Annotated in this window: 10 protein-coding genes; 1 reads left to right on the top strand and 9 read right to left on the bottom strand. The window is 64.9% G+C overall.

The features are described 5' to 3' along the window. The first annotated feature begins 177 nt into the window (after positions 1–177). Positions 178–1,017: a class I SAM-dependent methyltransferase gene (locus tag K359_RS0117985; RefSeq protein WP_029080596.1), complete on the top strand. Its 840-nt coding sequence runs from the start codon at positions 178–180 to the stop codon at positions 1,015–1,017. 395 nt (positions 1,018–1,412) lie between these two features. On the opposite strand, the gene K359_RS0117990 is transcribed toward K359_RS0117985, so the two are convergent. From K359_RS0117990 to K359_RS0118030, 9 genes are all read right to left on the bottom strand, one after another. Continuing rightward, positions 1,413–1,718 (bottom strand): hypothetical protein, encoded by a 306-nt coding sequence (locus tag K359_RS0117990; RefSeq protein ID WP_029080597.1) that lies wholly within the window; start codon positions 1,716–1,718, stop codon positions 1,413–1,415. Further along, positions 1,715–3,727, bottom strand: a complete 2,013-nt coding sequence (locus K359_RS52285; protein ID WP_051346186.1) for a hypothetical protein — start codon at positions 3,725–3,727, stop codon at positions 1,715–1,717. Before K359_RS52285 ends, K359_RS0117990 begins: the two co-directional genes overlap by 4 nt. Before the next feature lie 60 nt (positions 3,728–3,787). Beyond that, the gene (locus tag K359_RS0118000; protein WP_035976751.1) at positions 3,788–4,807 is read right to left on the bottom strand and encodes a branched-chain amino acid ABC transporter permease; all 1,020 of its coding nucleotides are present in this window, start codon (positions 4,805–4,807) and stop codon (positions 3,788–3,790) included. 5 nt (positions 4,808–4,812) lie between these two features. Continuing rightward, a complete protein-coding gene (locus tag K359_RS0118005) occupies positions 4,813–5,679 on the bottom strand; it encodes a branched-chain amino acid ABC transporter permease (protein WP_029080599.1) in 867 nt (288 codons plus the stop codon). A 14-nt stretch (positions 5,680–5,693) separates the two neighbouring features. After that, positions 5,694–6,392, bottom strand: a complete 699-nt coding sequence (locus tag K359_RS0118010; RefSeq protein ID WP_029080600.1) for an ABC transporter ATP-binding protein — start codon at positions 6,390–6,392, stop codon at positions 5,694–5,696. Further along, positions 6,379–7,110: an ABC transporter ATP-binding protein gene (locus K359_RS0118015; protein WP_029080601.1), complete on the bottom strand. Its 732-nt coding sequence runs from the start codon at positions 7,108–7,110 to the stop codon at positions 6,379–6,381. Before K359_RS0118015 ends, K359_RS0118010 begins: the two co-directional genes overlap by 14 nt. 1 nt (position 7,111) lies before the next feature. Continuing rightward, positions 7,112–8,425 carry an ABC transporter substrate-binding protein gene (locus K359_RS0118020; RefSeq protein WP_035976736.1) on the bottom strand — a complete coding sequence of 438 codons (1,314 nt, stop codon included), beginning with the start codon at positions 8,423–8,425 and terminating at the stop codon, positions 7,112–7,114. A gap of 92 nt (positions 8,426–8,517) precedes the next feature. Further along, positions 8,518–9,606: a GTP-binding protein gene (locus K359_RS0118025; RefSeq protein ID WP_029080603.1), complete on the bottom strand. Its 1,089-nt coding sequence runs from the start codon at positions 9,604–9,606 to the stop codon at positions 8,518–8,520. Next, positions 9,606–11,273, bottom strand: coding sequence for an amidohydrolase (locus K359_RS0118030; RefSeq protein ID WP_029080604.1), 1,668 nt, complete (start codon positions 11,271–11,273; stop codon positions 9,606–9,608). The genes K359_RS0118025 and K359_RS0118030 overlap by 1 nt, the downstream gene beginning before the upstream one ends. Positions 11,274–11,567 lie beyond the last annotated feature (294 nt).

Genomic DNA, 11,567 nt, shown 5'->3' on the forward strand with positions numbered 1-11,567 from the left:
GATTGCACTGCGTTACTCCGCGCCTCGCCAACCAATGTCGACTCAGGGTCATTTGCGTCGGTCTGGGCGTATGCCAGCCACTTCCGGCCACCCTCGATGAGCGGACATATGCAGAGCGCCGGATTTCGTCGAAATGGGCCAGGAACGGTCATTCGCCACGAAGATGGGGGGCGGGATATGCCAATTCAGGTATCGAAGCAGCCGGACGCCTTTCGAGACTTTGAGCGAACCGGATGGAACACGGTGTCCGAGGGTTACGAAGCTGGCTTTGGTCCGCTGACCGCCCAGTCGGTTGATGTCACGCTCGATGCAGCTGGGGTCATTGGCGGATGTGACGTGCTCGATGTCTGCACGGGACACGGCGTCTTGGCCCTGGCTGCCACCGAGCGCGGCGCGAAGGTATCCGCTGTCGACTTCTCGGACGCCATGGTTGCCGCTGCCCGTCGGAACGTTCCGTCGATGGATTGCCGCCAAGGGGACGCGCAAGATCTGCCATATCCCGATAATGCATTCGATGCCGTCGTTTGCGGCTACGGCATCCTCCATGTGCCCGAACCGGACCGCGCTTTGGCGGAAATGCGTCGAGTTCTTCGTCCCGGCGGCCGCGTGGCGATCAGCGTTTGGGAACGACCCTCACCAGCCAATGGCTTCGGCCTTCTCTTGGGGACGGTGAAAGTTCACGGACGTGTTGACGTTCCCCTGCCGCACGGGCCCGATTTCTTCCAGTTCGGCGATCCGGAGGATATGAAGGCCGCGCTTGCGCAAGCGGACTTCTCCGATGTCGCTGCAACTACTGTGGTTCAGACGCTGCTGCTGAAAACTGCGACCGGATTGGTCAATCTGGTGTTGCAGGGAGGAGTAAGGATAAGGGCCCTTTTGCTTGCACAAGACAGCGCAGCTCTCTCGGCAATCAACGCCGCCGTCGCTGAAGGAATGGATCAGCTATTCCGAAAGGGGGACCGCTTCCAGGTCCCCATGCCTGCCATTCTTGGAAGTGGGACAAAGCCGCGGCAGTAATAGGTCCCATCCGATTTCCGATGGAGCAACGTTACGCCAATCGCTTGGCACGGTATTTCGTTGGGTCGATCCTGGAGAGACTTACGACCGACTACTAACCGGTCCGTGTCATTTGCGTCGATTGGGCCACGCCGTGAGGAAGTCCGGTCTGTCCCTAGCAGCAGACACCAAGCGTTGAGGTTGGACGCGATGGTCCATCTTCAACCGATTCATCCGGTTTCACCTGCCAGCTCTTGTCCACTTCACCTTGAAAGCGCACCTGATTAAATTGCGAATATCCGAATTGTCACGCAATGGCGGCTTGGTCAAAACTGGCCTAAATTTGCGCTATCACTATCCCCCTCCCTGTTGGGGAGAGGTGAAGAGCCCGAGCCCAGACCGATTTCGGGTAAGTATCATCGCGCACTGACACAGGCCATGGCGCGCTCGAACACCGCGCCATCCGCCGCGTTGCGATCAAGGCAGTCGGCCAGCGATGCCGCCGACATCCTCTGGTCGGTGCAGAAGATCCGCATGAAGTCGGCCGCGAGCGCGACCTTGCGCGGTGCGGATTGCTGTTCCCAGTCGCTGCTGCTCAGATAGAGTAAGGACGCATCGTCAGCGCTGCTTTCGGCCGCCGCACCGCGTGCGGCCGGTTGTGCCGCCAGCAACGCCAGCAGCGCGCCGGCAACCGCAGCGATGCGATGCACGCGCCCGCTCATTTCGTTCCCTTGGCCTCGACCGCCGGCGGCACGTCGAGCGCCGGATTGCGATCGAAGAAGTTGAATGGACGCAACCGGAAGCCGTGCCACAGGCCGGGCATCACGGGCCAATCCTCGGCGCGCGGCACGTGGCGGAAGCCGACCGTGTACCACAGCACGAGGTCGCGATCCTCGATCGGCCGCTTCGCCGCCGTCCATTTCGGCAGGCCATCGACCTCGGCGTTCCCGTTGGGATACATGCCCGCCGCGTAGCGCTCGTCCTTGGCATAGGCCGAGGTCCACAGCGTGTAGGCGCTGAAGCCTGCACGCAGCTGGATCGGATCGTCCTTGGCGAGCAGCGAGACGTCGGAATGCCCGGGCATCAGCTGATAGCTGGTGCGATATCCCTGTTTGTTGGTCTTGCCCGTGCTCTCGACCCTGAACTGCGCCGCATTCAACGGCATCGTGATCGGGCCTTCGGTCGCCACCGGTTTTGTTTCGACCTGCCAGAGGCTCTTGCGCTGGCCCTGCTCCAGCCGCCGGACGTTGAAGCGATCCTCCACCAGGCGGTTGCCGGTGCCGTCGACATCCATGTCGATCCGGAACGTCATGTAATGATCGTGATTGACCGCAAGCAAGCGCTCGTCAACCAGCGTTCCGTAGGCGGTATCCTGCGCGGCCGTCGGGTCGCTCAGCGTCCGGCTCGCCACGCCTTTGGTCGCATCGATGCCGTAGGCGCCGAGCCTCACGTCGATGTTGCCGGCGCGGTCGAACACATAATCCACGAGATAATCGTAGTTCCCGACCACCGGCGCCATCCGCACCACCAGCTCGTTGTTCGGCCGTACCTCGGCGGTGTTGTTGATCAACTCGCTGTGGCGCCAGATCGGATCGCCGGTCGGGCGCTCGAAGATGCAGACCGCGCCCTTGGAGACCACGGGCATGCCCTTGGTGTCCGAGATCGTCAGGTCGAGGAAATGCGCGCCTTCGGGGCAGTCGGCACCGGGCTGCAATTCGCTGGAGAGCACGCCGAAACCGTATTCGCCGATATCCATATAGGCGCGGAACGACCAGGTCTCGGCCGGATCCATGTAAGGCACGAACATCTCGCTGGCCGAGATCTGGTACGCGATGTCGCGCAAGGTGCCGTGGTCGTCGTAGCGGATCAGCGACAGCACCGCGCCCACGCGCGGCTCGAGCCGGACATGGAACGACCAGTTGTCCCAGCGCACCTGGCCGCTCTCGACTTTCACGTTGCTGCCCTGGGGCGCGGTGATTTCGATCGGCTTCGGCGGTTTGCGGTATTTTCCCGATTCGGCATAGGTGTGCGATGGCGTCTGCGGCGGTGGCGGCACCACGCCGAGATCGGTCACCGACAGCACGGTCTTGCTCTTGAGATCGACCTGGGCGAACAGGTTCTCGATCGGCTTGCCCCAGAGATTGTTGGCGGCGCCCGACGTATCGACGCAGGGAACGTTGAGCAGGCGGCGGCCTTTCATCGCGGGATCGGTCACCGGACCGACCGTCAGCGGCAGGCACAGCACGTTGCGGAAATCGGTGATGCCGCGCTTGGCCATCGCGGCGATCCAGCGCGGATCCTGCTTGGGCAGATCGCCGGCCGACATCAGCTCGTCGATCGTCAGCGCGGCCTCATGATCCCTGATCTCGTCCCAGCCGGCCAGGCTCCGCGCGGCGAGATCGATGTGCGCTTCATAGAGATGCCCCCCGCTCAGCAGCGTCGCGACGGCGCGGCGCGCGAACGGCTGTCCGGGCCGCCACGCCCGCACCTCGTCCTTGGGATCCTCGTCGATCGTCATCGAGACGACCCGCGCGGTCTCGTCGAACTTGCCGGCACCGCGGAGGATGTCGGAGATCGAGCGGATCTCGTCCGTTGTAAGACCGTCCATCGGGTGCATGGCCGCGACCTGCGGCCACATCCGGCGCTCGGCCCGCGACGGCGGCGGCGCCGCCAGCGTCACCGCAACCAGACCGGCCAATGCCCATCCGCCAACCCGCGATATCAGCGCCATTGCGCCCTCTCCTCAAAACTGGAGCCGTCAGAATACAAGCAACGGCGACGGCGTGAAGCCTTATCCGGCCACCTGCTCCGACGGCCCCTGCTCGATCGCGGCCCCGGCGGGGCGCGGCGAGGTGCGGTGCACGTCCAGCAACCGCATGCCGAAGCGGTCGCGCAGGACCGGCCAGATGCCGCGCGGGGCCACCATCATCACAACAACGGCGATGATGCCGAGCCCAACCAGATACCAGCCACCGGACAGGCCGAGCGGCCCGGTCATCAGTTCGCGCAGGCCGAAGAAGATGATGACGCCCAGGATCGGGCCTTCCAGGGTTCCGATACCGCCGATGATCACGATGAACATCATGTAGACCGACCAGTTGACGTCGAACGCCGCAAGCGGCGCGATGTACAGGTTGCCCATGAAGCTGAGCGCGCCGGCGAGCCCGCATCCCGCCGCCGACAGCACGAAGGCGACGAAGCGGTTGTGGCGTACGTCGACGCCGACGCTCATCGCGGCGAGATCATTGTCGCGCACGCTCATCAGCCCGAGCCCGAAGCTCGAGGTCATCAATTTGTACAGCGCCGCGATGGTCAGAAGCGTCAGGCCGCCCGCGAGCCAGAACATGGTCGGCTCGAACCAGTCGAAATCGATCAGCTTGCTGGTGGCGAGCGGCAGCCCCGAGGTGCCGCCGACCGCCTGCGATTTCATCGTAAAGGCGCCGATGATCTCCGCGAACACCCACATCGCGATCGAGAAATAGGCGTCGCGCAGCCGGAACAGCGGAAACGCGATGACCGCGGCGACGGCGGCGGCCACCAGCGGCGCCACCGGCAGGACCCAGACCGGCGTGACCCCGAGCCAGCCTGAGGTCAGGAACAGCGCATAGGCGCCGAAGGCGATGAACACCTGGTGGCCGAGCGACACCAGCCCGGCATAGCCCGCCAGCAGGTTCCACATCTGCGCCATGGTCAGCAGCAGCAGGCACTCGGTCGCGAGCCGCAGAAAACCCTCGTTCAGCACGAAGGGCGCACCCACGATCACCGCGATCAGAACGACGGCGCTGGCCAGCAGAATGGTCCGTGTCGGCATCGGCGTCACACCCTGCTCGACACCAGGCCCGACGGCCGGATCAGCAGCATGATAAAGAACAGCAAATGCGCGTATAGCAGCCCCGCATTCGGATCGATCTTCAACCCGATCAATTGCGCCATGCCGAGCGCGATGCCGCCAAGCAGCGCGCCCCAGAACGAGCCGAGCCCGCCGAGCACCACGACCTCGAACGCGATCAACAGCCGCTCGGCGCCCGAGAACGGCGTGAAACTCGAGCGCACCGCGAGCAGCACGCCGCCGATCGCGCCGAGCGCCAGCGACAGCCCCATCACATAATTATAGACCCGGTCGGGCCTCACGCCGGACAGCCGGACGATGTCGCGGCGGTCGGCGGTCGCGCGCACGATCCGCCCGAACTCGGTATGGCGCAGCACGAGCTGCAACGCCATGAACAGCAATGCGGCCAGCACCAGCGTCAGCAGCGGCATGATGCCGATATTGAGGCCCGCAATCTCGAGGCTGGCGCGGGAGAGTTCGCCGACCTGGAGGCTGCGCACGTCGGCGCCGAACATTTCGACCATCACATTGCGCAGGATCACCGACACGCCGAACGTCAGCAGCAACGGCGAGAGCGGATCGGGCGAGGTCACGACCCGGTTGACGATGACGGCCTGGTAGAGCCATCCGACGCCGAACGACAGCGCGATCACCGGGATCAGCATCAACAGCGGCGAGACCTGCGGAAACAGATTGGCCAGCAGCACGGCGCAGAACGCGCTCAGCACCATGAACTCGCCATGCGCGATGTTGACGACGCGCATGACGCCGAACACCAGCGCGAGGCCGATCCCGAGCAGCGCGTAGAGCCCGCCCAACAGGGCTCCATTGATCAATGTCTCAACCCAGATCATGTCGCATCAATCTTCTAGTTGCCGAAATAGGCATGCGTCAGCTGCTCAGGCTGCAACCCCTGCGCCGGGCCGGTCAGCGACACCCGCCCCTTCAACAGGCAATAGATCCGTTCCGACGCCGCCAGCGCGCGATTGACGTCCTGCTCGACCAGCACCACGGCGGTGCCCTCGCGGCGAATGTCGGCAAAGGAACGATAGATCTGCTCGACCATCACAGGCGCGAGCCCGAGCGAAATCTCGTCGCACAACAGCAGCCGCGGGTTCGACATCAGCGCGCGGCCGATCGCGGCCATCTGCTGCTGGCCGCCGGAGAGCTGGTCGGGAAACATCCGCCGCCGCTCCTCGAGGATCGGGAACAGGTCGAACACCCGCCGCAAGGTCCAGCTGCCCTTGCGCCGGTTCACCGTGCCCATCAGGAGGTTCTCCTCGATGGTCAGCGAGTCGAACAGCAGCCGGCCCTCGGGCACCATGATGAGCCCGAGCCGCGAGACGTCCTCGGCCGGCATCTGCGAGATATCGGCGCCGTCGAAATGCACCGTGCCCTTGCGCTCTTCGTTGAGCCCGACCAGCGCTTTCAGGAACGTCGATTTGCCCGCGCCGTTGGCGCCGACCAGCGCCACCGCCTCGCCGTCGGCGACGGTGAAATTCATGTCGAACACAGCCTGGAGATCGCCGTAGAAGATCTGCAGGCCGTTCACGTCAAGCAACGCCATCGGCCTTCAATCCCATGTAGATCTCGCGCACCACCGCGCTGTCCATGACGTCAGCCGGCGGTCCCTCCAGCACCTTGCGGCCGAAATCAAGCACCAGGATGCGATCTGAGACCGCGCGCAACGCGTGCGGAATGTGCTCGATCCAGATCATGGCATGATCTGTTTTGACCGACTGGATGATCGCGACAAGACGCTCGACCTCGGGCTCGGTCAGCCCGGCCGCGATCTCGTCGAGCAGGATCAGCTTCGGCTTCGAGGCCAGCGCCTTGGCAAATTCCAGCCGCTTGCGGTCGATCAGCGGCAGCGCGCCCGCAAGCTTGTCCGCCTTGGCGTCGAGCCCGGTCCGCTGCAACACCTGCATCGTCCGGTCGCAGGCTGCGTCGCCGGTGAGGCCGGCGCCATAGGACGCAGCCACCAGCGCGTTCTCATAGACCGACAGATGCGGAAACGGCTGCGGGATCTGGAACGCCCGCCCGAGCCCCATCCGCGCCCTCTGGTGCGGCGGCAGGCCGGTGATGTCAGCGCCGTCGAGCATGATTGAGCCGCCGTCGGCCGCAAGCAGGCCGACGATCAGGTTCAGCAGCGAGCTCTTGCCGGCGCCGTTCGGGCCGATCACGCCGAGGCATTCGCCGCGCGCCAACTCGAAGCTGACGCCGTCGGCGACCACGATCTCGCCAAAGCGCTTGCAGAGCCCGTTGACGCGCAGAAGCGGTGCCATCTCAGGCCAGCTTGGAGAGCAGCGCGAGATCGGCCTGCTTCGGGATGAACGGCGCCGTGCCGTTGTGCACGATCAGGAGCTCGTATTTCGACTTGCCGCCCTTGGTCTTGCGCCATTGCCCGCCCGACAGCGACGTCACCGCGACGCTCTTGATCGGGCTGTCCTTGAACTTCACCCGGCCGACCACGGTTTCCATGTCGAGGCCGGCGATCGCATCGCGCAGCGAGTTCTTGTCCTTGGGATCGCTGTTCTGCAGCGCCGCCAGCGCGACCTCCCAGAGCGCGTGGGCGTAACCGATCGGCTGGGTCCATTGCTTGCCGGTGGTCTTCTCCCACTCCGCGGCGAGATCGCCGGCGCTCTGCCCGGTCAGCGACGACTTGAACGGATAGGCCGGCGTCCACCACACTTCGGTCGACATGCCGTCGCCGCGATCGCCGAGCGCATTCACCGCGCTCGGGAACAAAAATGCCGCCGCCACCGTGCAGATCTGCGGCTTGAAGCCGGCCTGGGCCGCCTGATTCCACAGCGTCACCCAGTGATTGCCGTAGGTGAAGCCGGAGACGATATCGACGCCGTTGTTCTTGAACGCCGAGACCTGATTGGTGAAGTCGTCGGTCGCGATCTGGAATTTGCCGGCAGAGAATTCCTGATAGCCGGCCTGCGCGATGCCGCCGGGCAATCCGACCTTCGGATCGGAGAACGCCTGTCCGGCCGGATTGTCGATATAGAGCGTGCCGACCTTCTTGTTGGTGTCGACCGATTGCCACATGCCGAGGAAATTCTTGACGACGTCGTCAGCGCCCCAGAAGAAATGGAAGCTGTAGGGGAAGCCCTTGTCCGGCGTCGACTTGCGCGGGAACATCCAGCCCTGCCACGGCACCATGGTCGAGATCGACGGGATCGACCGGGCGTCCGACAGCTCCTGCACCGGCGCCTGGGCGTCGCCGTCCTCGACCAGGATGAGGTCGCATTTTTCGCGCAGCACCAGCTCGCTCGCGACCACCGACGAGCGGTTCGGATCGGACTGGTTGTCCTTGAACACGAATTCGATCTGGTAGGTCTTGCCGCCGATCTTCAGGCCGTCCTTGACGCGCGCCTTGATCCGCTCGTGGATCCAGGTGTCGGGCTCTGCAAATGGCGCGCGGACGCCGGACAGGCATCCGACCCACCCGATCTTGATCGTATTGCTCGCGGCGCGCGCGATGTTGACCAGCGGCACGTTCATGGCGGAGGCAAGTCCGGTGGCGCCGGCCGCCTTCAACAGTGTCCGCCGGTTGAGCCGGCCGGACGAGTTCGTCTTTGAATTCTCGGTCATGTCCCTCTCCCTGAAACAAACTCTGAAGCAAGCGGGCTTTCTTTGAGCATGATCTTTTCGAAAAACCGCTTCACACTTTTCCGGATCATGCTCTAGGCCGCCGATCGCTGGATCGCCGCGCGGCTCACGGATGCGAATTTGCACAATGTGTTTTCGATGATCTGGCGCGGGATGCCGTGCACGATGAAGACCAGCCGCGAGCGCCGGTCCGTTGATGGCCAGCCAGCAAGCGTGATCGGCGGATGGAAGACGTGCTGCACGCCATGCACCACAACAGGCGCATCGGGCTGTTCGGCGACATGCACGATCGCCTTGAAGCGCAGCAGGTCCTCGCCTTTGAGCGCCGCGACGTAATCGAGCCAGCGCGCGAACGCGTCGCGCTGGATCGGCTCGTCGATAACAAGGCTGTAGGACGACACGCCTGCATCGTGCGCGTGGTGGCTATGGTGGCCGCATTCATCGCCGTCGCAAAGGTGATCGGCATGGTCGCGCGGCGCGTTCGCCGCCTGCGAGGCCAGATCGAACCAGCGCACGACATCGGCCGACCGGGCCGACGGATCGAACAGCCCGGCATCGAGGGCTCTTGCCGGATCGACCATCCCGTTCCGGACGCAATGGCGCGCCGCTACCGGGTTGATCGCCGCGATCAGCGCATCGAGCCGCGCCAGCGCATCATCGGCAGCGAGATCGGTCTTGGTGACCAGCAGCCGGTCGGCAACCGCGATCTGCCTGACGGCCTCGCTGTGCGACCCGAGCGTGTGCGCGCCATTGACCGCATCGATGGTCGCGACCACCCCGTCGATCCGGTAGTGGCCAATGACATCTGGCGCCGTCATCAGCGTGTGCAACACGGGCACGGGATCGGCGAGCCCGGTGGTCTCGACCAGCACGCGGTGGAACGACGGGATGGTGCCGGCGGCGCGGCGGGCAGCGAGATCGGCCAGCGTCTCGATCAGATCCTCGCGCACCGAACAGCAGATGCAGCCATTGTCGAGCAGCGCCAGGCGATCCTCGCTGCTCTCGACCAGCAGATGATCGAGCGCCACCTCGCCGAACTCGTTGATGATGGCGACGACGCCATTGAGCTCCGGCTGGCGCAGCAAATGGTTCAGCACCGTGGTCTTGCCGCTGCCGAGGAAGCCGGTCAGCACCGTGACCGGGATTTGATCCACAGCAATCATCACGCACCCCGCTCATAGACCTTGCGGCCCTCGAAGACGGTCATCTCGACCCGCGTATCGGCGAGCTGGTCCGGCGGGATGTCGAAGATCATCTGGTCGAGCACGATCAGGTCGGCGGATTTGCCCACCTCGATCGAGCCGATCGACTGGCCGAGCCCGGCCGCGCGCGCGGCGTCGATGGTGTAGATGTCGATCACGGTGGCGAGATCGAGCGCCTGCTCGGCCCACAGCGACTTGCCGGGAAAATCCCCAGTCGGATTCTGCCGGGTCACCATGCCTTCGATGCCCTGCCAGGGATCGGGGATCGGGATCACCGGCCAGTCCGAGCCGCCGGCCATCAGCGCCCCGGCCTGCTTCAAATCCTTGTTCGGCCAGAAGCGCTGCGCACGCTCCTCGCCCATCGCGGCCTTGTGCGCCTCGAGGAAGATAGTCGGATACCAGATGATCGGCGACAGATCGGCGGCGACGCCGAGCTCGGCGAAGCGCGGGATGTCGTCGGGCGCGATGTAGCTCGCATGCGCGATCTGGTGCACCAGATGGGTCGCCCCGTTGAAGCTGCGCACGACGTCGATGGCATCGAGCGCCTGCGTCACCGCGGCATCGCCAGCGCAGTGGATCTTTGCGGCGAGCCCCAGCTTCTCGCAGCGCCCGAGCCAGCGGATCAGGTCCGGCACCGTCAGCATGGTCGATCCACGGAAGCAGCAGCCGCGTACAGGATCGGCCACATAAGGCTCGTGGAAGGCGGCAGTCTTGGCACCGGGCACGCCGTCGAGGAACACCTTCACGTAGTCCGGCTTCACATGCGCGCCGCGATATTGTTCGCGCAGCGCAAACAGCTCCTCGCCGGCCTTGCCGAACATGAAGCCCGGCTCGACCACCGGCATCGCGCAGACCGCCCAGGCGGTGAGCTCGCCGCGGTCGTCGAGCCCCTTCAGCGCCGCCATGATCGGCTGCATGCTGGCGGCGTCGATGAAGGCGGTGACGCCATAGGTGTTGAGAACCCCGATCGAGCGCGCCACCGCCGCGCGGTCCATCTCGGCGGTGTAGTGCCCGGAGGCGGCGAGCGCCCGCTCCACCAGGCCCGAGGCGGCCTCGATCATGATCCCGGTGAGCGTCCCGCTCTTGAGGTCACGGCCGATCTCGCCGTCGGTCGGGTTGGGGGAATCGGCCTGCACGCCGGCAAGCCGCAGCGCCGCGGAGCTCGCCCAGCGATTGTGATAGCTGTCGTCACGCAGCACGACGGGATGCCCGAGGCATGCCGCATCCAGCAGCGCGCAGGACTCCGCGGTGTTCATCTCGTTCAGCAGATTGTTGCCGAACTGGCCGCCGACGATCCAGGCGCCCGGCGCCGCCGCCGACGCCGCCTTGTGCAAGGTCTCGGCGATCCTTGGAATGCTGTCGGCGGAGGAGAAGCGCAGCTCGTAGAGATCGGCGTGCCCGCCCATCATGATGTGATTGTGGATGTCGATGATTCCCGGCATCGCCATCCGGCCGCGGAGATCGACCGTCGCGGTCCCCTCGCCGACCAGCGCCGCGACATCGCGTTCCTCGCCCACGGCAATGAACCGGCCAGCCCTGACCGCCGCGCACGTCGCCCAAGGCTGCTGGCGGTTCGACGTGTAAATCCGGCCGTTGCGGAAGACCGTGTCGGCGAATGTCCTGCTCATACGGATCAACTTCTCGGTTGGGAAAGCCTGGAGCGATCAGCCTTTCGCCGCGCGGTGCAGAGGGCTGAACCGCGCACGACGCCGGCATGATGGCCAAAGGTTCGGCATGTCGGCGTCTGGAACAATCCACCGTCCGGTGGATGCTCCGTCGCCTGCCGCAATGCGGGCACGCGGCCCGGCGCAGGATGACGGTCATGGGACGCATCGTTCCATCCACGTCATTGCGAGCGAAGCGAAGCAATCCATCGCTCCGCAAGCGGAGAAATGGATTGCTTCGTCGCTATCGCTCCTCGC

The sequence above is a fragment of the Bradyrhizobium sp. th-b2 genome, assembly GCF_000426785.1.
GTDB classification, from domain to species: domain Bacteria; phylum Pseudomonadota; class Alphaproteobacteria; order Rhizobiales; family Xanthobacteraceae; genus Bradyrhizobium; species Bradyrhizobium septentrionale.

Bases quoted from the DNA above. Each gene is read 5' to 3' on its own strand.
- K359_RS0117985 (WP_029080596.1), top strand. From the start codon at position 178: ATGCCAATTCAGGTATCGAAGCAGCCGGACGCCTTTCGAGACTTTGAG.
- K359_RS0117990 (WP_029080597.1), bottom strand. From the start codon at position 1,718: ATGAGCGGGCGCGTGCATCGCATCGCTGCGGTTGCCGGCGCGCTGCTG.
- K359_RS52285 (WP_051346186.1), bottom strand. From the start codon at position 3,727: ATGGCGCTGATATCGCGGGTTGGCGGATGGGCATTGGCCGGTCTGGTT.
- K359_RS0118000 (WP_035976751.1), bottom strand. From the start codon at position 4,807: ATGCCGACACGGACCATTCTGCTGGCCAGCGCCGTCGTTCTGATCGCG.
- K359_RS0118005 (WP_029080599.1), bottom strand. From the start codon at position 5,679: ATGATCTGGGTTGAGACATTGATCAATGGAGCCCTGTTGGGCGGGCTC.
- K359_RS0118010 (WP_029080600.1), bottom strand. From the start codon at position 6,392: ATGGCGTTGCTTGACGTGAACGGCCTGCAGATCTTCTACGGCGATCTC.
- K359_RS0118015 (WP_029080601.1), bottom strand. From the start codon at position 7,110: ATGGCACCGCTTCTGCGCGTCAACGGGCTCTGCAAGCGCTTTGGCGAG.
- K359_RS0118020 (WP_035976736.1), bottom strand. From the start codon at position 8,425: ATGACCGAGAATTCAAAGACGAACTCGTCCGGCCGGCTCAACCGGCGG.
- K359_RS0118025 (WP_029080603.1), bottom strand. From the start codon at position 9,606: ATGATTGCTGTGGATCAAATCCCGGTCACGGTGCTGACCGGCTTCCTC.
- K359_RS0118030 (WP_029080604.1), bottom strand. From the start codon at position 11,273: ATGAGCAGGACATTCGCCGACACGGTCTTCCGCAACGGCCGGATTTAC.